Source organism: Streptomyces sp. Inha503 (assembly GCF_047215865.1).
GTDB classification, from domain to species: domain Bacteria; phylum Actinomycetota; class Actinomycetes; order Streptomycetales; family Streptomycetaceae; genus Streptomyces; species Streptomyces lycopersici.
The window spans coordinates 1,514,834-1,536,103 of sequence record NZ_CP178360.1 but is presented as its reverse complement, the minus strand read 5'-3'; the positions used below and the strand labels follow the sequence as shown (position 1 = coordinate 1,536,103).

The 21,270-nt window shown below is 70.5% G+C and carries 12 protein-coding genes; 5 read left to right on the top strand and 7 right to left on the bottom strand.

All coding sequences use genetic code 11. From position 1 onward, the window contains the following. Window positions 1-143: 143 nt before the first annotated feature. The 4 genes from ACJX2R_RS06420 to ACJX2R_RS06405 all read left to right on the top strand — a co-directional run bounded on the left by ACJX2R_RS06420 (window position 144) and on the right by ACJX2R_RS06405 (window position 11,791). Complete coding sequence (locus ACJX2R_RS06420) at window positions 144-8,393, top strand: type I polyketide synthase (protein WP_413105781.1); 8,250 nt, start codon at window positions 144-146, stop codon at window positions 8,391-8,393. An 81-nt stretch (window positions 8,394-8,474) separates the two neighbouring features. Continuing rightward, window positions 8,475-9,233 (top strand): arylamine N-acetyltransferase family protein, encoded by a 759-nt coding sequence (locus ACJX2R_RS06415; RefSeq protein WP_413099202.1) that lies wholly within the window; start codon window positions 8,475-8,477, stop codon window positions 9,231-9,233. A 47-nt stretch (window positions 9,234-9,280) separates the two neighbouring features. Further along, window positions 9,281-10,507: an LLM class flavin-dependent oxidoreductase gene (locus ACJX2R_RS06410; protein ID WP_413099201.1), complete on the top strand. Its 1,227-nt coding sequence runs from the start codon at window positions 9,281-9,283 to the stop codon at window positions 10,505-10,507. Between the two features lie 81 nt (window positions 10,508-10,588). After that, on the top strand, window positions 10,589-11,791 hold the full coding sequence (locus tag ACJX2R_RS06405; RefSeq protein WP_413099200.1) for a cytochrome P450: 1,203 nt from the start codon (window positions 10,589-10,591) through the stop codon (window positions 11,789-11,791). On the opposite strand, the gene ACJX2R_RS06400 is transcribed toward ACJX2R_RS06405, so the two are convergent. The 5 genes from ACJX2R_RS06400 to ACJX2R_RS06380 form a co-directional block, all read right to left on the bottom strand. Further along, entirely contained in the window at window positions 11,767-12,465 is a 699-nt protein-coding gene (locus ACJX2R_RS06400; protein WP_413099199.1) for an alpha-ketoglutarate-dependent dioxygenase AlkB family protein, read from the bottom strand. The genes ACJX2R_RS06405 and ACJX2R_RS06400 overlap by 25 nt on opposite strands. 37 nt (window positions 12,466-12,502) lie before the next feature. Further along, the gene (locus tag ACJX2R_RS06395) at window positions 12,503-13,231 is read right to left on the bottom strand and encodes a 2OG-Fe(II) oxygenase (RefSeq protein WP_413099198.1); all 729 of its coding nucleotides are present in this window, start codon (window positions 13,229-13,231) and stop codon (window positions 12,503-12,505) included. Window positions 13,232-13,286: 55 nt separating this feature from the next. Next, complete coding sequence (locus ACJX2R_RS06390) at window positions 13,287-13,793, bottom strand: methylated-DNA--[protein]-cysteine S-methyltransferase (protein WP_413099197.1); 507 nt, start codon at window positions 13,791-13,793, stop codon at window positions 13,287-13,289. A gap of 168 nt (window positions 13,794-13,961) precedes the next feature. Further along, window positions 13,962-14,489, bottom strand: coding sequence for a hypothetical protein (locus ACJX2R_RS06385; RefSeq protein ID WP_413099196.1), 528 nt, complete (start codon window positions 14,487-14,489; stop codon window positions 13,962-13,964). A gap of 231 nt (window positions 14,490-14,720) precedes the next feature. Beyond that, window positions 14,721-17,399, bottom strand: coding sequence for a SpoIIE family protein phosphatase (locus ACJX2R_RS06380; RefSeq protein WP_413099195.1), 2,679 nt, complete (start codon window positions 17,397-17,399; stop codon window positions 14,721-14,723). 191 nt (window positions 17,400-17,590) lie between these two features. On the opposite strand from ACJX2R_RS06380, the gene ACJX2R_RS06375 reads away from it, so the two are divergent. Continuing rightward, a complete protein-coding gene (locus ACJX2R_RS06375; protein ID WP_413099194.1) occupies window positions 17,591-18,538 on the top strand; it encodes a S1 family peptidase in 948 nt (315 codons plus the stop codon). Window positions 18,539-18,562: 24 nt separating this feature from the next. On the opposite strand, the gene ACJX2R_RS06370 is transcribed toward ACJX2R_RS06375, so the two are convergent. Next, window positions 18,563-19,630, bottom strand: a complete 1,068-nt coding sequence (locus tag ACJX2R_RS06370; protein ID WP_413099193.1) for an NAD(P)/FAD-dependent oxidoreductase — start codon at window positions 19,628-19,630, stop codon at window positions 18,563-18,565. Window positions 19,631-19,726: 96 nt separating this feature from the next. Further along, window positions 19,727-21,211 (bottom strand): PepSY-associated TM helix domain-containing protein, encoded by a 1,485-nt coding sequence (locus ACJX2R_RS06365; protein WP_413099192.1) that lies wholly within the window; start codon window positions 21,209-21,211, stop codon window positions 19,727-19,729. Window positions 21,212-21,270 lie beyond the last annotated feature (59 nt).

Below are 21,270 nucleotides of genomic sequence, written 5' to 3'. Positions count from 1 at the left end.
TGTCGGTTCGGAATGCGGAGGCCGGGATGACCACTCCCGAAGCGAAGGTCGTCGAAGCGCTGCGTGTCACGCTCATGGAGAACGAGCGGCTTGAGCGGGAGAACGCCGACATACGTCGCGGCCTGTCGGAGCCGATCGCGATCGTGGGGATGGCGTGTCGGTTGCCGGGTGGGGTGACCACGCCGGAGGAGCTGTGGGACCTGGTGATGGAGAGTGGTGACGCGATCGGAGGGTTTCCGGAGGACCGTGGCTGGGATCTGGAGAACCTCTTCGACCCGGATCCGGACCACCCGGGCACCAGCTATGTCCGCGAGGGTGGCTTTCTGCGCGACGCGGGGGAGTTTGACGCGGGCTTCTTCGGCATCTCGCCACGTGAGGCGCTGGCGATGGATCCGCAACAGCGCATCATGCTCGAGACCTCCTGGGAGGCGTTCGAACGCGCCGGTATCGACCCGACCGCCTTGCGGGGCAAGGACATCGGCGTCTTCTCCGGGGTGACGTACCACAGCTACGGCTCCGGAGCGCGGGTCCCCGAGGAGCTTGAAGCGGTCATGGGGACGGGCACATCGGCGAGCGTCCTGTCGGGGCGGGTGTCTTATGCGCTCGGTTTCGAGGGTCCCTCTGTCGCGGTGGATACGGCGTGTTCCTCGTCGCTGGTGGCGCTGCACCTGGCCGTACAGGCGCTGCGATTGGGCGAGTGCTCGATGGCGTTGGCCGGAGGTGTGACCGTCATGGCCAACCCGGGCATCTTCGTCGGCTTCTCGCGGCAGCGCGGGATGTCCAAGGACGGCCGTTGCAGGGCCTTCGCGGCCTCGGCGGACGGCACCGGCTTCTCCGAGGGCGCGGGTGTGCTGCTGGTGGAGCGGCTGTCGGACGCCGAGCGGAACGGTCACCGGGTGTTGGCTGTGGTGCGGGGCACTGCGGTGAATCAGGACGGTGCGTCGAATGGGTTGACGGCGCCGAATGGTCCGTCGCAGCAGCGGGTGATCCGGCAGGCGTTGGCGGGTGCGGGGCTGGTGGCGGGCGATGTGGACGCGGTGGAGGCGCATGGGACGGGGACGGCGCTGGGTGATCCGATTGAGGCGCAGGCGGTGTTGGCCACGTATGGCCAGGATCGGCCTGAGGGGCGTCCGTTGTGGTTGGGGTCGTTGAAGTCGAATATTGGTCATGCGCAGGCGGCTGCGGGTGTGGCTGGTGTGATCAAGATGGTGTTGGCGTTGCGGTGTGGGGTGTTGCCGAGGACGTTGCATGTGGATGAGCCGTCGCCGCAGGTGGATTGGTCGTCGGGTGCGGTGGAGTTGCTGACTGAGCAGCGGGTGTGGCCTGAGGTGGGGCGTCCGCGTCGGGTGGGGGTGTCGGGGTTCGGGGTGAGCGGGACGAACGCTCATGTGATTTTGGAGCAGGCTCCGGAAGTGGCCACGGAGGTGGTGCCGGAGGCTTCGGACGGTGGTGTGGTGCCGTTGGTGGTGTCGGGGCGTGGTGGTGCGGGGTTGCGGGGGCAGGCGCGGAGGTTGCTGGACTTCGTTGAGGGTCACCCGGATGTGGGTGTGGGGGAGCTGGGGGCGGCGCTGGCCTGTGGTCGGGCCGCGTTGTCGGATCGTGCGGTGGTGGTGGCGGGGGATCGGGAGGAGGCGTTGGCGGGGCTGGCGGTGGTGGCGGAGGGTGGTGGGGCGGGGAGGGCTGATGTTCGGGGTCGGGTGGCGTTTGTCTTTCCTGGTCAGGGGGCGCAGTGGGTGGGGATGGGTGCGGAGTTGTTGGAGTCGAGTGTGGTGTTTGCGGAGTGTTTGGCGGAGTGTGCGGGGGTGTTGGATCCGTTGACGGGGTGGTCGTTGGTGGATGTGGTGCGGGGTGTGGGGGGTGGTGTGTCGTTGGAGCGGGTTGATGTGGTGCAGCCGGTGTCGTTTGCGGTGATGGTGGGGTTGGCGCGGGTGTGGTTGGCGGCTGGTGTGGTGCCGTCGGTGGTGGTGGGTCATTCGCAGGGGGAGATTGCGGCGGCGTGTGTGGCGGGTGGGTTGTCGTTGGAGGATGCGGCGCGTGTGGTGGTGTTGCGTAGTCGGGCGATCGCGGCTGGGTTGTCGGGTCGGGGTGGGATGGTGTCGCTGGCTGTGGGTGTGGGTGAGGCGGAGTTGTTGGTTGAGGGGTGGTCGGGTCGGGTTGGGGTGGCGGCGGTGAATGGGCCGTTGTCGGTGGTGGTGGCTGGTGAGCGGGAGGCGTTGCGGGAGCTGGTGGGGGAGTGCGAGGGGGTGGGGGTGCGGGCGCGGTGGGTTGATGTGGATTACGCCTCGCATACGGCGCAGGTGGAGGCGGTCGAGGAGGAGTTGGCCCGGTCGTTGTCGCAGGTGCGGCCGGTGTCCTCACGTATCCCGTTCTTCTCCACGGTGGAGGGGGAGTGGGTGGATACGGCCGAGTTGGATGCCGGGTACTGGTACCGCAATCTGCGCAGCACCGTCCGCTTCGCCCCGTCCATCGAGCGCCTGCTGGAAGAGGACTTCCGGGCTTTCGTTGAGGTGAGTGCGCATCCGGTGCTGACGATGAGCATTGAGGCGGCGGCGGAGCAAGCGGACGCCGGGCCCGTTGTGGTGACCGGGACGCTCCGCCGGGACGAGGGCGGGATGCGCCGCGTGCTCACCTCCCTGGCCGAGGCATACGTACGCGGTGTCCCCGTCGACTGGTCCGCCCTGCTCGGCAAGGCTTCCGCACACACCGCGTGTGACCTGCCGACCTACGCCTTCCAACACCAGCATTACTGGCTCAAGAGTGCGGCCCCCGCCGACGCGGGATCCATAGACGATCAGCTACCGGGCATGGCCGAATTGCCCGAGGAGACCGGCGCGTTGACCGCCCGCCTTCGTGGGGAGTCAGCGCAGGAGCAGGAACGCATCCTGCTGGAGACCGTCCGCCAGGAGACCGCAGGCGTCTTGGGCCATCCCTCGCTGGACGCCATCGAACCGGACATGGTGTTCAACCAGATCGGGTTCGACTCGGCCACCGCCGTGCAGTTGCGCAACCGTTTGAACGCACTCACCGACCGTACGCTGCCGACCACCCTGCTCTTTGACTACCCCACGCCCCTGATTCTCGCCGACTTCCTACGCGACGAGCTCATCGGGGACACGGCAGCGGCCCAGGCCCTGGAGGAAGGCGCGGAGCCGACATCAGCGTCCGGGGCCCTTTCGACCGAGCCGGTGGCGATCGTGGGCATGGCGTGTCGACTGCCGGGAGGAGTCTCCACTCCGGAAGAGCTATGGGAGCTGGTGCTTCAGGGCCGGGATGGGATCAGCGACTTCCCGGTGAACCGTGGCTGGGATCTGGAGAACCTGTTCCATCCGGACCCGGACCACCCCGGCACCAGCTATGCGCACCAAGGCGGATTTCTGCACGATGCCGGGGAGTTCGACGCGGGCTTCTTCGGGATCTCGCCACGTGAGGCGCTGGCGGTGGACCCGCAACAGCGCCTGATGCTGGAAACCTCGTGGGAAGCGCTGGAGCGGGCCGGAATCGACCCCACCACCCTGCGGGGCAAGGACGTGGGCGTCTTCTCCGGGGTGACCTACCACAACTACGGGTCGGGTGTGGAGTCGGTGCCCGCCGAGCTCGAGGGCATGCTGGGCCTCGGCGCCTCGGCCAGTGTGCTGTCGGGACGGGTGTCCTATGCGCTTGGCTTCGAGGGCCCGTCGGTCGCGGTGGACACGGCATGCTCCTCGTCCCTGGTGGCGTTGCATCTGGCGGCTCAGGCGTTGCGAGCCGGTGAGTGTTCGATCGCCCTGGCCGGTGGTGTCACGGTGATGCCCACGCCCGGCATCTTCATCGCCTTCTCGCGCCAGCGCGGCATGTCGATCGATGGCCGGTGCAAGTCCTTCGCCGCCTCGGCTGACGGTACGGGGTGGGCCGAGGGCGTGGGTGTGTTGGCGCTGGAGCGGTTGTCGGACGCGGAGCGGCGTGGCCATCGGGTGTTGGCGGTGGTGCGGGGCAGTGCGGTGAACCAGGACGGTGCGTCGAACGGTCTGACGGCGCCGAATGGTCCGTCGCAGCAGCGCGTTATTCGGCAGGCACTGGCCAGTGCGGGTGTGTCGGCCGCCGAGGTGGATGTGGTCGAGGCGCATGGCACGGGTACGGCGCTGGGCGATCCCATCGAGGCGCAGGCGGTGCTGGCCACATATGGTCAGGACCGCGATCGCCCGCTGTTGATGGGGTCGTTGAAGTCGAACATCGGCCATGCGCAGGCGGCTGCGGGGGTGGCCGGTGTGATCAAGATGGTGTTGGCGCTGCGGCATGGCATCGCGCCTCGGACACTGCATGTGGAGGAACCTACGTCCCAGGTGGATTGGTCGGCGGGTGCGGTGGAACTGCTGACCGAGGAGCGCGTGTGGCCGCAGGTCGGGCGTCCACGCAGGGCTGGTGTGTCCGCGTTCGGCGTCAGCGGCACCAACGCCCACGTCATCTTGGAACAGGCGCCGGCGTCGGCGACCGAGCCGACCGACCCGGCGATGTCTTGGCCGAAGGGCATCCCTGTGCCGCTGGTGGTGTCGGGGCGTGGTGACGCGGCCTTGCGGGCCCAGGCGCGTCGCCTGCGGTCCTTCCTTGCGGACGAGTCGCAGCTCGATCTGAGCGAGCTGGGTGTTGCGTTGGGTTGTGGTCGGGCGGGGTTGTCGGATCGTGCGGTGGTGGTGGCGGGGGATCGTTGGGAGGCGTTGGCGGGGTTGGGTGCGGTGGCGCGGGGTGAGTCGGCTGCTGGGGTGGTGTCGGGTTCGGTGGTGCGTGGTCGGTTGGGGGTGTTGTTCGCTGGTCAGGGGTGTCAGCGGGTGGGGATGGGGCGTGGGTTGTATGAGGCGTTCCCGGTGTTCCGGGATGCGTTCGATGTGGTGTGTGAGGCGTTGGATGGGGAGTTGGGTGCGGGTGGGGTGGGGGGTTCGGTGCGGGAGGTGGTGTTCGGGGATGGTGAGTTGTTGGAGCGGACGGTGTTTGCTCAGGCGGGGTTGTTCGCGCTGGAGACGGCGTTGTTCCGGTTGGTGGAGTCGTGGGGTGTGGTGCCGGATGTCGTCGGTGGGCATTCGATCGGTGAGGTGGCGGCGGCGCATGTGGCGGGTGTGTTGTCGTTGGGGGATGCGGCGGTGTTGGTGGCGGCGCGGGGTCGGTTGATGGAGGCGTTGCCGGAGGGTGGCGCGATGGTGGCGGTGGGTGCGGGTGAGGAGCGGGTGCGTTCGCTGCTGGTGTCGGGGGTGGATATCGCGGCGGTGAACGGGCCTGCGGCGGTGGTGCTCTCCGGTGATGAGGAGCCGGTGCTACGGGTGGCGGAGGAGTTGTCGGGGCAGGAGTGCCGGACGAGGCGTCTGACCGTCTCGCACGCGTTCCACTCCGCACGTATGGAGCCCATGCTTCAGGAGTTCCGGGAGGCGATCGCCGACGTGTCGTTCGCTGCACCGCTGATCCCCCTGGTCTCCAACGTGACCGGGCGGCTAGCAGACACGGAGACGGTGTGTTCCCCCGAGTACTGGGTGGAGCATGTCCGTTCGGCGGTGCGGTTCGCGGACGGTGTGCGGGCGTTTGCCGACTATGGCGTCAGCACGTACCTGGAATTGGCGCCGGATGCGGTGCTGTCCGCGATGGTCGGGGACTGCGTGCCGGAAGAGGCGGCCGAGCAGCCCGTGGTGGTGCCGTCGTTGCGGCGGGAGGGCGACGAGCCCCGGGCGCTGATGTCCGCCGTCGCGCACCTGCATGTGGCAGGCGTACGCATCGATTTCGGTGCCCTGTTCGGCAACACGGTTCTGCCCGCCCATATCTCGGATCTGCCGACGTATGCGTTCCAACGTGAGCATTACTGGTTGGTGGGGGACGGGCGTGGCGCCGGTGATGTGACGTCTGCCGGGCTGGCGGGGGTGGAGCATCCGTTGTTGGGTGCGGTGATGGAGGTGCCGGGGTCGGGTGAGGTGTTGTTCACCTCGCGGTTGTCGTTGGGGTCTCATCCGTGGCTGGCTGATCATGTGGCTGCGGGTGCGGTGTTGTTGCCGGGGGCGGCGTTTGTGGAGTTGGCGGTCCGGGCCGGTGATGAGGTCGGTTGCGGTGGGGTGGAGGAGCTGGTGATGGAGGCTCCGCTGGTGTTGGCGGAGAGCGGGGCGGTTCAGGTGCGGGTGAGTGTGGGGGCGGCCGATGAGGACGGTCGGCGCGGTGTGCGGGTGTATTCGCGGGCGGAAGATGCCGGTCTGGGGGCTGCGTGGGTGCGGCACGCCACAGGGACGTTGTGCCGCGCGGATGAGATCTCCGCTCCCGACACGGGGCTGTCGGTGTGGCCTCCGGCGGGTGCCGTGGCGGTGGATCCGGGGGAAGTGGAGGGCCTGTATGACGGCCTGGAACAGGTCGGCTATCGGTATGGGCCGGTGTTTCAGGGGGTGCGGGCGGCCTGGCGGCTGGATGGTGCGGTGTGTGCCGAGGTGGCTCTGCCGGAGGAACATCGGGTTCAGGCGGCGGGGTTCGGGCTGCATCCGGCACTCCTCGATGCCGCCATGCACACCATCGCCTTCCACGATCGCGACGAAGCCGATGCGGGGCTCGTACTGCCGTTCGCCTATCGCGAGGTGGCGTTGCATGCCTCCGGGGCCTCAGCGCTGCGGGTACGTGTGACACCGTCCGGTCCGAACACCATGTCCCTGGAACTGGCCGATGAGAGCGGTGCCCCCGTGGCCTCGGTGGGCTCGGTGGTGTCCCGTCCGGTCGGCGCCGAGCAGTTCGGCACGGCGGCGACGGCGGACCGGATGTTCCGCATCGCGTGGGAGGAACTGCCGGTTCGGCCGGACGGCACGACCGTGGAACCCGTATCGGTGGGCGACACCGAGGACGTACACCATCTGGCCACCACCCCGGAGACTTTCCCGCCGGACGCGCTGCTGCTGGACCTCGGCGGCGGTAAAGGCGATGTGCGGGAGCTGACCGGGAGGGTGCTGCGGGTCGTACAGGCGTGGCTGGCCGAGCCCTCGTTGGCGTCCAGCCGACTGGTCGTGGTGACCCGGGGTGCTGTCGCCGTCCGGGAGGCCGATCCGGTCGATCCAGCAGCGGCCGCCGTATGGGGCCTGGTGGGGTCCGCACAGGCGGAGAACCCCGGGCGGATTCTCCTCCTCGACATCGACGAAGCGCCGATACCCACCGCGTTGCCATCCGCACTGCTCGCCGGTGACCAACGCCAACTCGCCCTGCGCGATGCCACCTGCTTCGCCCGACACCTCACTCGTATCGCGGATGTGCCCCAAGCTGGTCCGGGTGGTTTGGGTTCCGGCGGGACGGTGTTGGTCACGGGTGGTACGGGGGGGCTGGGCGCGGTGGTGGCGCGGCATCTGGTGGCGGTGCATGGGGTGCGGAGTCTGGTGTTGGCCAGTCGGCGCGGGCCCGAGGCCGTGGGCGCCGCCGAGTTGGAGGCGGAGCTGGTGGGGGCGGGTGCGCGGGTGCGGTTCGTGGCGTGTGATGTGGCGGACCGGGATGCGGTGGCCGGGCTGCTGGATGCCGTTCCCGGGGATGCTCCGCTGTCGGCGGTGGTGCATACGGCCGGTGTTCTGGACGACGGTGTGCTGACGGCGTTGAGCCCGGAGCGTATGGACGCGGTGTTCCGGCCGAAGGTGGACGGGGCGTTCCATCTGCATGAGCTGACCCGGGGCCTGGACCTCTCCGCCTTCGTCCTGTTCTCCTCCGCCGCCGGCACCCTGGGCAACCCGGGCCAGGGCAACTACGCCGCCGCCAACGCCTACCTCGACGCGCTGGCCCATCGGCGCCGGGCCCAGGGGCTGCCCGCCGTGTCCCTGGCCTGGGGCATGTGGCAGCAGGCCGCCGGAACGGGGATGACAGGGCGCCTCGGCGATGCCGATCAGCGCCGTATGACACGCGGCGGTGTCGCCCCCTTGTCCCCGGCCGAGGGCATGGAACTGTTCGACACCGCGCTGCGTACGGACGGACCCACGGTCCTCCCCATCAAGCTGGACCTCGGCGCGCTCCGCACCCAAGCCGCCGGCGGGGCGGTCCACCCGCTGCTCGGCAGGCTCGCCCCGGCGGCTCGCCGAGCCGCTGCCCCTCGGGCCACGGCCGATCAGGGCCTGGTGACCGGCCGACTGACCGGGGCCACCCCGGAGGAGCGGGAGCGGATTCTGCTGGACATGGTGCAGCGGGAGGCTGCCCGGGTTCTGGGACACTCGGCGGCCGCCACCCTCGACCCCGACGTCCTGTTCACCGAGATCGGTCTGGACTCACTGATGGCGGTGGAACTACGCGATCGCCTGGCCAAGCGCACCGCGCTGCGGCTGCCTCCCAGCTTTGTCTTCGACCACCCGACGCTCCGGATGCTGGCCCGGCAACTGCGGGACGAGCTGGAGAAAGCCGATGCGGATGATCCTCCCGGAGCCGCCCGGGAGTGACCAGTGACTCCGCCCAGCGCACCCAGCGCACCCGGCTCAGCCGGACCGGCACCGACCGAAGCGGCAAGAAAGGGCTCGCACATGTTCAACACGGACACATACCTGGCGCATCTGGGGTTCTCCCAGCCGCCCGCCCCCACCCTGCCGAACCTGCGGCAGTTGCACCGCAGCCATCTGATGACGGTCCCCTACGACACCAACCACACCCACCGCCTCAGCGCGGAGAACATGGCCGACATAGACATCGACAAGGCGTTCGAGGTCATCGTGCCGACCGGCGACGGTGGCATGTGTCTGGAGCTGAACACCTTGTTCGCCCGGTTGCTCCGCGAATTGGGCTATGACCTGGACGTCGTCAGCGGAGGCACCTATCTGCCCGGTGACACCTTCGCCCCCGACCCCGAACACATGCTGATGCTCGTCCGCATCGAGGAGCAGGAGTGGCTGGCCGACGTAGGCCATGCCGGTCTGTGCTTCACCGAGCCGCTGCGTCTGTCCGAGGAGGAGGTGCAGTGGCAGTACGGCTGTGCGTTCCGGCTGATCCGGCGGGACGGCTATCTCGTGCTTCAGGCCAAGACCCTGGACCACGACTGGCGCACCACCTACCGCTTCACCACCCGGCCCAGGAGCTATGACGCCTGGGCCGGTGTCGGTGAGGGCAATGGCCCGGCCATCCTGGCCGCGATGCGTCGGCGCAGGCGCGCCATCGACAAGGGGCAGGTCTTCCTCACCAACAACATGTTCACGATCGTGGAGGACGGCCATGAGAAGGTCACCCTCCTCGTCGATCCGGAACAGCGCGCGAAGGTGCTCGACACGTATTGGGACGGTCGCGACTGACCGAGCCGGCGCCGCCGACGACCAGCAGACGAGAGTGATGATGCGCCATGAAATTCGGCTTGCTGTACGGGGCCCAGCTGCCCCGCCCCTGGACCCAGGACTCCGAACACCGCCTGTTCAAGGAGATGTTGGAGGAGATCGAGCTGGCCGACCGGCTGGGCTTCGACCATGTGTGGTGCCCTGAGCACCACTTCCTGGAGGAGTACTCACATATGTCGGCGCCGGAGGTGTTCCTCGGCGCGGTCAGCCAGCGCACCAGCCGCATCCGCATCGGCCATGCGGTCGCCCTGATGCCCCCGGGGTTCAATCCGACGGCACGGGTCGCCGAGCGGATCGCCACGCTGGATCTGCTCTCCGACGGGCGCGTGGACTTCGGCACGGGCGAGTCCACCACCCCCACCGAGCTGGGCGGCTTCGGCGTGGAGCGCTCCGTCAAACGGGACCAGTGGGCGGAGGCGGTGGACGCCGTCGCCCGTATGTTCGTCGAGGAGCCCTTCGCCGGGTGCGAGGGCAAGTATGTGTCCGCTCCCATCCGCAATGTGCTGCCCAAGCCGCGGCAGAAGCCACATCCGCCGATGTGGATGGCCTGCGGAAACCGGGACGCGATCCGCGTCGCGGCCACCAAGGGCCTCGGCGCGCTGAACTTCTCCTTCTTCGGACCGGCGGAGACCAAGAAGTGGGTCGACGCCTACTACTCGGGCATCGAGTCGGCGGACTGCGTGCCCGCCGGGTTCGCGGTCAATGCGCAGATCGCCGCGACCATTCCGATGTTCTGTCACGAGGACGAGACCACGGCGGTGGAACGCGCCGTCGACGGCGTCCAGTTCTTCAACTTCGGCCTCGGCTTCTACGCGGGCTTCGGCACCGCCGCACCCGGCCGCACCCGGCTGTGGGAGGAGTTCCAGCGCGACCGCGACAAGCACGGCATGGGCCGCTCCTCCTTTGGCAAGCCCGGTATGCCACTGGGCAATCCGGCCCGGGGCGCGGTGGGCACCCCGCGCCAGATACGCGACTTCCTGCGGCTGCACGAGGAGGCCGGACTGGACCAGGCGATCTTCCTCGTCCAGGGCGGCGGCACCCGGCACGAGCACATCTGCGCATCGCTGGAGCTCTTCGCCAACGAGGTGATGCCCGAGTTCAAGGAGCGCGACGAGACCGCCGAACGGCTGAAGGCGGCCCGGCTCCGGCCCGCCATCGACGCGGCCATGGCCCGGCGCGAGCCGCCACGGACGGCCGACCCCGACTACATCATCCCCGCCCGGAGCCAGAGCTGACACCGGAGCCAGAGCCGACACCACAGCCGACCCGGCATCCGCATCGGCATCACCCAAGCAGAAGGAGAACGTGGTACCGCCATGGCTGACACCCCCGAAGAAGGACTTCGCATCCTCGACCCGCAGACCGTCGCCGAGGAGCTGCGCAAACACGGCCCGCCCCGGCAGATCACGATGAACGGCACCACGGCGTGGCTCGTCTCCCGCTACGAAGACGTCCGGGACTGTCTCGGACACCCCGCCATGAGCCCGGCCGCCGCCTACGCCGCCTCCCAGGGCCAGACCACTCCGGTCAGCGGGCTGTTCGAGGACACGCTGCCCGGCACCAATCCGCCCCAGCACACCCGGCTGCGCAGGCTGCTCGCCAAGGCGTTCACGACCCGCAGGGTGGAGAGCCTGCGGCCGCGGGTGCAGGAGATCACCGACGCACTGCTGGACCGGATCGCCGTCGACGGCCGGGCCGATCTCGTCACCGCGCTGGCCATCCCGCTGCCCATGCAGGTGATCTGTGAACTCCTCGGCGTGCCCATCGCCGACCGCACCGAATTCCACCAGTGGGCCGATCTGATGCTCATGCCCCCGCTGGACCCGGACACCGCCGCGCGCTCCCAGGACGCCTCCGCCAAGCTGTGGGCGTATATGGAGGATCTCGCCGAGGCCCGGCGAAAGGCCCCCGAGGACGACCTGATCAGCGATCTGATGTCCGCACACGAGGACGACCGGCTCAGCCACCGCGAAGTGGTCGCCACCGCCCGGATGATGCTGATCGCCGGATACGAGCTGACCGGCAGCTTCATCAGCAACGCGGTCTTCTCGCTGCTGTCCCGGCCGGACCAGATGGAGCTGCTGCGCAAGGACCCCGAGCTGACCGGGCGCGGCCTGGAGGAGCTGCTCCGGCACGCCGGGCCGGGCATCCTCGTCGTGCGTTTCGCCAACGAGGACGTGGAGATCGGCTCCGTACCCATCCGCGCCGGCGACCAGGTGCTCCTGGACATGGACGCCGCACACTCCGACCCGGCACACTTCACCGACGGCGAGCGGCTGGACCTGACGCGGGAATCCGCCGTGCATCTCCAGTTCGGCCACGGCATCCACTACTGCATCGGTGCGCCACTGGCCAGGGTGGAGGGGCAGATCGCCCTGGAGAGCCTGGTCCGGCGGTTCCCCGGTCTTCGGCTGGGCGTTCCCGCCTCCGAGATCGGCCACAGCAAGAACCCGTTCATCCGCTCGCTGACCACGCTCCCCGTCGAGTTCGAGGCTCAGCGGCCCGCGGGCGCCGGGTGATCGCGGGACGGCGTCGGATCGGCCAGGCCGGTGACCCGCATGGTGATGTTCAGCCGTCCGGACTTCAGTCCGGTGGCCGGGTCGCCGGTTCCCGGAAGGATCTTGGGGACGGCGTGGTACGCGTAGCGGGAGGGGCCGCCGAAGACGAACAGATCCCCGGAGGCGAGTTCGAGGTCGGTGTACGGCTTGGTACGGGTCTCGGTGTTGCCGAAGCGGAAAACGCAGCTGTCGCCGATGGTGAGCGAGACCACCGGGGCGGATGACCGCTCGTCCTTGTCCTGGTGCATGCCGAGTTTCGCCTGGGCGTCGTAGAAGTTGATGAGTGCGGTGTCGGGGGTGTAACCCTCAGCGGCCGTCTCGTCGTCGTACGCGTCGGCCACGGCGCTACGGCCCAACTCGACCAGCCAGTCGGGGAATTCGGCGACCCGGGCGCCGTTCACATCGTCGGCGGTGCGGGTGTACGCATAAGGCTGCCAGTGCCAGCCGATGCACACCGTCCGCACCGACATGACGCCCCCGCGCGGCAGCTTGGTGTGCCGGATCGGGACCGGGCCGGTGGCCCAGCCCCGGCAGGCGACGACCAGCTCCCGCTGCTGCTCGAGGCTGAGCCAGCCCGGCACATGGACGGCGCCGGGGGCCACTTCGAGACGTGGGCGGGGGATCAGGGCGTTCATACGGGGATTCTCCGCGGACGAGGACTGGCGGGAGACATCAGGTGGCGTCGTGGAAGACCAGCCCCAGCGCATGGCGCCGCCCGGACCGCACCGTGCTGACCCCGTGCCGCATGACCCCGGCCGACCAGCCGCGCTTGGTGGCCACAGGGCGGTCACGGGTGGTGAAGATCAGGCCGTGGCCCTGCTGGAGGACGGTCGTGGTGCCCCGGGACTGGGCCCGGGGCCGCTGCTCGACCAGCAGGAACTCCCCGCCCGTGTAGTCCGTGCCGTACGCGTCCAGTCCGATCACCACCTGGAGCGGGAAGAGCATCTCGCCGAACACGTCGCGGTGCAGGGCGTTCCAGTCGCCGGGTCCGTAGCGCAGCAGGATCTGCGCCGAGCGGCCCTGTCCGGCCTCATGGCACATCGCCAGCCACTTCTCGAGGCTGTCCGGCCAGGGCGCCGGGCGGCCGAGCCGCTCCGCCCAGTCACGGGCGATGGTCAGCAGCCGCGGATAGAGCGCCTCGCGCAGCTCCGCGACCGGTTCGGGCAGGTCATGGGTGAAGTAGCGGTACTGGCCGGAGCCGAAGCGGTGCCGGGCCATGTCGATCGTGCTCCGGAACCGCTCGTCCCGCTCATAGAGCCCGGCGACGCGGGCGCACTGCGCGGGGGTCAGCAGCCGTGGTGTGAGCGCGCACCCGTAGGTGTCCAGCTCCTCGGCCAGCTGTGTCCAGTCGGCCGCGGCCACGCGCTGGTGGAGGCGTGCGGTGTCGGTCGTGGTGCTCATCGGTGTGCTCCGGGTTCTCCGGGATCCGGGAAGGTGTTCAGGCCGTCTGGAGGACTCAGGCCGTCTGGAGGGCGCCTTCGTGGACGAGGAGCCGCTCCTTGCACTCCAGCCCGCCCGCATAGCCGGTCAGCGCGCCGGTGGCGCCGATGACACGGTGGCAGGGCCGGACGACCAGCAGCGGATTGCGGCCGATCGCGGTGCCCACGGAGCGGACCGCGGTGCGTGGGGCGCCGATCTGCCGGGCGATGTCGCCGTAGCTGACCGTGGTGCCGTACGGAATGGACTCCAGCGCCCGCCAGACCCTGCGCTGGAACTCCGTACCGCCCTCGACGCACTCGATGTCGAAACGGGTGAGCTCGCCGTCGAAGTAGGAGCGCAGCTGGGAGACGATCTCGGTGAACGCGTCGGCGTCCTCGTTCCAGCCGTCCTGGACGACGGCCCCGCCCTTCTGCCCGGGCACGGACAGGGAAATGAGCGCGGTACCCCCCGTCGCGGTGGCGGACACCTCGCCCACCAGCAGCAGCTCGCCGAGCGGGCTGTCGATCGTCGTGTGGACCGTCATGGCTGTGGTCCCTCTCTTCTTGTCGCCGTTCTGTCTTGCGCTGCTCCCAGCATGCGTCTTTCGGACCCGGAAAGCTGGCGGGATTCGGACATGGCGTTTCGGGTGCCCGGCGCCCCATGTCCGGCGCCTGATGCCCGAATCCGGCGCCCCGCGCCCCGCGCCCTCGCGTCAGCGGACGCCGACGCGCCCGTTCGAGAAGTGGCCGAGCGCCTGGTCGATGTCGCTGAGGGGCTCGCGGACGGCGTAAATGGCGAAGCGCAGCCGCGTTCGGCCCTTCCAGGTGCGTCGCATGCGCGTGCGGGCCTCGGGCTGGTCCAGTCCGCCGACTCCGGGGGTGGTGGCGGACACGCCGGGGACGAGGTCGACCCGGACCGCGCTGAGGTCCTGGCCCGTAACCCGCACCTGGGCGATCGCGGACCAGGGGAGGACCACGGGGGCGGGCGCGGCGTCAATGGTGCAGCGCAGGCCCTCGGGGGAGAGGCGCATCGCCACGGGGGATACGCCCTTCACCGCCCAGGTCCGCTTCAGGCGCCGTAGGGCGGTGAACCGGCGCCTGGCGTCGTAGAGGAACAACACCGCGGGCCAGGCGAACACCAGCACCCAGAGCCGGGAGGCGCCGGCGCCGACGGTGACGAGGAGGAGGACCATGGCCGCGATGATGACGGCGGCGCCGGCCACCCCCGCCCACGCGGCCACCGGCAGGGTGGCGCAGCAGGGAGGCCCGCACGCGGGACACCGCCTCGGGGTCGGACGTCACGACGTACTCTTGGCGGCCCCGTCCCTCGTGCATGATCACAGCCTCGACCACCGAGGTGGGGGAAGCCAAGCACCTTCCCGCTGGTTGTCTGGTGTGCTTGCCAAAGCATGGGCCGCTACGGGGAGTTGGCGATCGGCCGTCGTCGCCAGGGCATCCGTGGGCCGCTGCGTTCAGCGGCCGTCCAGCGGGGTCTCGGCCCAGATGACCTTGCCGTGCGGGGTGTAGCGGGTGCCCCAGCGCTGGGCGAACTGGGCGACGAGGAAGAGTCCGCGCCCGCCCTCGTCGGTGGTCGCGGCGCGGCGCATATGGGGTGCGGTGCTGCTGCCGTCGGAGACCTCGCAGATCAGACTGCGGCCGCGCAGCAGTCGTAGGTGTACGGGAGGGGCGCCGTACCGCAGGGCGTTGGTGATCAGTTCGCTGATGATCAGCTCGGCGGCGCACACGGCGTCCTCCAGGCCCCACGCCCGTAGCCGGTGGGCACAGGCCGCGCGCAGCGGGGCGAGCGCCGCCGGGTCGGGCGGCACATCCCACTCGGCCACGTTCTCCGGGTCGAGCAGACGGGTGCGGGCCACCAGGAGGGCGACATCGTCGCTCGGGCTGGGCGGAAGGACAGTCTGGAACAGGCTCCGGCAGGTCTCGTCCGGGTCGAGGTGCGGATCGGCCGCGAGGGCGCGGCCCAGCAGGTCCAGGCCGGTGTCGGCGGTTCGGTCGTGGCCTTCGAGGAGACCGTTGGTGTAGAGCACCAGACGGCTTGCGTCGGGCAGTGCGAGGTCGACCGCCTCGAAGGGCTCCCCGCCCAGGCCCAGGGGCGGGGAGACCGGCACCGCGGGGATGTCCACGGTGCCGTCGGGGTGGGCCAGCGCGAGGCCCGGATCGCCGGCCCGGGCCACGGTGCAATGGCCCGACACCGAGTCGTAGATCGCGTACAGACAGCCGGCGCCCGCGATGCGGAGGCCGTGCGCGTCGGCGTCATGCTCCAGGTCGAGTCGGGTGACCAGCTCGTCCATATGGGAGAGGAGCTCATCCGGGGGCACGTCCCGGGCCGAGAAGTTCTGCACCGCCGTGCGCAACCGGCCCATCGTGACCGCGGCGTGCAGGCCCTGCCCTGCCGCCTTCCCGACGACCAGTGCGACCCGGGCGCCGGGGAGCGGGATCACATCGAACCAGCTTCCGCCCGTCCCGCCCGGCGCGGGCAGATAGCGGGCCGCCACCCGCGCGGCGTCCTGGTCGGGCAGAGCGCCGGGGAGGAGGGTGCGCTGGAGGGCGGTGACCATGGAGTGTTCGCGGGCGTAGCGGCGGGCGTTGTCGACACACACGGCGGTGCGCACGGCGAGCTCCCCGGCGATCGCCAGATCCGTTTCGTCGAACGGCGCACGGTGCCGGGCCCGCCAGAAGGTGGCCAGCCCCAGGGTGACACCGCGGAACCGCAGCGGGACGGTGATCAGCGAGTGGATCCCGTGGTCGAGGAGGCGGCGGGCCTCCTCGCCCGACCACTCGCCGGTAGCGGTCGTCGGATCGGCCTGGAGGAGGACGGCGGCTCCGGTCCGCACGGCCCGGCTCTGCGGTGTGGACGGGGCGTGAACGACCCGCTCGCCCACGCGGAAGAGGGGGGCTTCGGCGGGTGCCCCGCCGACGGCGGTCCGGTGTGGTGTCAGGGGCTCGTACGGCGGCTGGGGCTCCTCGCCGCGCAGTACGGGGCCCAGCAGCTCGACGGCGACGATATCGGCGAACCGGGGGACGGCCACGTCCACCAGCTTCTCGGCGATGCCCGTCAGTTCCAGGGTGGAACTGATCCGCACACCGGCCTCGGACAGCAGCTTCAGCCGCTCGCCCGTCTCCACCGCCCGGTCGGACAGCACCCGCAGCGCGGTGGTGTCCCGCAGTGTCACCACGCTCCCGGCGGGGGTGCCCGCACGGCCCGTGGACCGCACGTTCACCGAAAGTAGCCGCTCCCCGCAGGCGTGCACCTCGTCCGTGACGCGCCGTCCCGACGTCAGCAGCTCCGCCAGATGCGGTTCGAGGCCGAGCGCGCCGATGTGGCGCCCCTCGGCGTCCGGAGCCAGCCGGAGCAGCTCCCGGGCCTCGTCGTTGACGAGCAGCAGCCGCTTGTCCGCCGTCAGGACCAGCACCCCTTCGCGGACCGAGTGCAACACCGCGTCATGGTGTTCGTACATCCGCGTCATCTGTGCGGCGCCCAGGCCGTGGGTCTGCCGCCGCACCCGCCTGTTCAGCAGCGCCGCCCCGCCCGTGGCCAGGGCCAGCGCCCCGGCGCCGCTGCCGAGCAGCATCGGCAGCCGGCGGTTGACCGTGCTGTGCACGCTCTGGATCTTGACCCCGACCGACACTCCGCCGAGGAAGGTGCCATCGGCCCCGGTGACGGGGACCGCCGAGACGACGGACGGGCCCTGACTGGCCCGGAAGGTCTGCGAGATCGTCTTTCCGCGCAGCTCGTCCCGCACCAGCCCGGCGGGCCCGACGATCCGCTTGCCGATCAAGGGCTTCTCGGGGTGGGTGAGGCGGATGCCACGAGTGTCGAACACGACGACGCTGTCGACGCCGGAGCGCTTCCGTGCCGCCTCCGCATGCGACTCCAGGGCCGATGTCGGTTTGTCGCCGCTCATGGCCCGGGCCATGCCGGGAGCGTGCGCGAAGGTCTCGGCGACCGCGAGCGATCGCCGACGGGCGTCGACCGTGCCGTGAGCCCGGGCATCCGCGGCGACGGCCGCCACCGCGGCGGCCACCAGGATCAGGATCAGCAGGAGCTGGAGGATGAACGCCTGCCCGGCGACGCTGCGCAGATGCGGCAGGGGCCCCAGCCGCCTCCGGGCCGGACGAGCATGTCTGCTCATAACGGCATTTATAACATCCTCGCCGTCGCGGTCGGCGGGGAGTCCGCGGCACGTCCGCGGCACCGCTCGATCGATCAATGCGCTGATCAAGGGTGGTCCGCGATGGCGCGGGGAGGTGGGTTACGCCCCCGCCCGGCCACGGGCACAATGGGGCGGCTGGACCAACTGTCGCCCCTTTCAAGGAGGTTCGGGTGAGAACAGCACGCCGTACCAGAAGACGTGGTCGGTTCCGGTTGATCGCCGCGGTGTCCGGTCTGTTCGTCACGGCCGCCCTCGCGACTGTCGGCACGAGCGCGGCCGCTTCCTCCGGGCCCACGACCGCGTCCACCGCCACGTCCCCGTCCACGTCCTCGTCCGCGCGAACGTCCGCGCCGGCGTCCGTGTCCGGTGCGGCCTCGGCCGTGGAGTCCCTGGATGTCCCGGGCACCGCCTGGACCGTGGACGAGCGCACCGGAACGCTGCGTGTCCTCGTCGGCTCCACGGTCCGGGGCGCCGACCTGGCCAGGATCGACCGCACCGCTGAGCGCTTCGGCGGTGCCGTCACCGTCGAGCGGGTCGACGGCCCGCTGCGGACCCTCCTCTCCGGTGGCGACGGGATCTACTCCTCCACGGGGGTGCGCTGCTCCGCGGGGGTCAATGTGCAGAGCGGCGCCACGTACTACTTCGTCACCGCCGGCCACTGCGCCGATGGCAACGCCACCTGGTACACCGGCTCCGGTACGACCACGCAGGTCGGCCCGACGACCGGGACCAGCTTCCCGGGCGACGACTACGGCGTCGTCCGGTACACCAACACGGCCGTTCCGCACCCCGGGACCGTGGGGACCGTCGACATCACCGGGACCGCCACCGCCCACGTCGGCCAGCAGGTCTGCCGCCGGGGCGCCACGACCGGTGTCCGGTGCGGTGTGGTCACCGCGCTCGACGCGACCGTGAACTACGGCGGCGGTGACATCGTCTACGGCCTGATCCAGACCAATATCTGCGCCGAGCCGGGCGACAGCGGCGGTCCGCTCTACGCGGGCGACAAGATCATCGGCATTCTCTCGGGCGGCTCCGGGGACTGCGCCTCCGGAGGCACCACCTACTACCAGCCGATCCAGGAGGTGCTGAGCGCCTACGGCCTCACCGTCTACTGACACCGGCCCGCGGCGGTGGTGGCGTCACAGGCCGTGACGTCGGTCGCCCAACACCGCCTCGCAGACCCGCGATTCCGCCTCCCCGGAGAACGCCGCCTCCCCGGGGAGCGCCGCCTCCCCGGAGAACGCCGCCTCGCCGTGGGCCCGGGCCGCGGCGACCGCCTCTCGGGTCTCCTCGGCGATCAGATCCGCGTTGATATGTGCCGCCGCGGTCGCGCCCGCCGCCGCGGCGGCACCCACCTGGGCGGACAGATCGGTGACATTGCCCGCGACCCACACCCCGGGCACATCGGTACGGCCGGTCGCGTCGGACGGGACGTGCTCACCGGCGCCGCTCGGATGTTCCACCGGCCGCAGCCCGAGCTCCGCCAGGAAGCCGGTGCGCGCCACCATCCGGGGCGCGACGACCAGCGCCTCGCGCTTGACCACGTCGCCGTCGCGCAGGCGCACGCCGACGAGGCGATCCTCGACGGTTTCCACGGACGCCACCTCGCCGTTCACCACGCGGATGCCACGGGCGGCCAGTTGCTCCGCCTCCTCACCGGTCGGCATCGGCAAGGTGTGGGTGAAGAAGGTGACATCCTCGCTCCACTGCCGGAAGAGCATCGCCTGGTGCACCGACAGCGGCCCGCTCCCCAGTACGCCGATGGCCTGGTCGCGGACCTCCCAGCCGTGGCAGTACGGACAGTGCACCACATCCCGCCCCCACCGGGACCGCAGCCCGGGGACGTCCGGCAACTCGTCGACCAGCCCGGTGGCCAGCAGCAGCCGGAGTGCGCGGACACTCCGGCCGTCGGCCAGGGTCACCTGGAACCCGGTCTCCTCCCGGGCCACGGCGCTCACCTCGCCGGACACCACCTGACCGCCGTAGCCGCGGACCTCGGCCCGGCCCCGCTCCACCAGCTCGGCCGGGGGGATCCCGTCCCGGGCCAGCAGTCCGTGCACGCCCGAGGCCGGGGCGTTGCGCGGGGAGCCCGCGTCGATCACCACCACCGAGCGCCGCGCCCGAGCCAGCATCAGCGCTCCGCTCAGCCCCGCGGCGCCACCGCCGATCACCACCACGTCGTAGGCGTTCTTCAGCTCATCGGTCACCTTGACCACCTCCACGGCTCACCATGCGAGCCCGTCCCGGGGCGAGGCAAACCTACTTGCCGAGGTGGCAAACGGCCGTGACTCGGACTCGTCGGCTCAGGCCGGTGTGGTGCCGCGTCGGCGGGCGATCCCGCCCACGACGATGTCGACGGCCACGAAAGCGGCGAGCGGGATGCCGAGAAGGGGCAGGTAGTAGCCGATCACGGCGATGGCCGCGGCCAGGGGGAGGAGGACATACACCGGCACCCGCCGCCACGCGCCGCGCGGGATCGGGCGGCCGAACGCGGAGGCGCGGCCGCGCTGCCACCACATGCGATAGCCCCAGACGATCAAGAGGATCAGCGCGAGCGCGAGGGCGGCCAGGGCGATCTGGTTGACGATGCCGAAGAGGTTTCCGGTGTGGAGGTCGATGCCCCAGCGGGTGAGCTTGGCGAGCACCGGATAGTCGGCGAACCGCTGGACGTCGGTCGCCTCACCCGTGGCCGGGTCGATGGCCACCGAGTCCTGCTTCTCGGGCCAGCTGCGCTGGATCTGGCTGACGACATACGCACTGCCCGGCTCGGCGGGCGGGACGATCTCGACGGGGTTGTCCAGATCCTCGGCGCGGGCGGCGCGCAGGACGGCGTCCAGGCCCACATCGGCGGTGTGCCCGGCCTTCTCGCCCGTACCGCCCATGTCCATCCCCGGCATCGAGCCGGAGCCCATGTGGTGTCCGGCGTGTTCGCCGCCGCCGACGGTGGCCGAGACGGTCGGGGTGGTCTGGCCGATGGCGGTGCGCAGATCCTCCACGTTGGCCCCCGCGTAGGTGGACCAGGTCAGACCGGTGGCGGACAGGAACAGCAGCCCCAGCGCCACCCACAGCCCGACCGCTCCATGGAAGGACATGGTGCGCTTGCGGCCGGTGGCGGCGCGGTCGGGCAGGGCGACGGCCCGCGGTGTGCGCTTCTTACGGCGACGGCTGAGCCAGAGCACCACACCGCCGAGCGCGATGACCCACAGCCAGCTGGCCGCGAGTTCGCTGTAGAGGCGGCCGGACTGCCCGAGGTGCAGATCGCGGTGGAATTCATCGATCCAGGTGCGCAGCGGAAGCGCTCCGGTGGAGCCGTACTGCTCCAGCGCCCCGCGCACCTTCGCGGTGTACGGGTCGACGAAGACGGCCAGAGTGTGGTCGGGATCGACGCCCTGGACGCCGGAGAGCAGTACCCGGGTGGTGGCGCCGTCCTCGGGGGAGGGCCGTACGGCGCTGATCTCACCCTCCGGGTGGGCCTTGCGCGCGGCCGCCACCTGCTGGGAGATGGGCAGTTCGCGGTCGCCCGCGGGGACGCTCAGCTCATGTCCGTAGACCAGCTTCTCGGCCTGGAACGACCCGGCGTACAGCAGCCCGGTCACGGCCGCGACCAGCAGGAACGGCGCGACCAGTACGCCCGCGTAGAAGTGCAGCCGCAGCACCAGCGGCCGCAGGGCGGCCCAGGCGGACCCGCCCGGCCCGGTGCCGCCCGGCCCGGTGGGGGAGCGTTGCTCGGTGTCGGTGGCATCGTCCGGGGAGTCGCCCGTGGCCGGGGCGAGGGGTTCAGCGGACATGGACGACTCCTGGTTCGGGGCAACGGCGGTAGGCGGACGCATTGCTGGCCGCGCCGGTT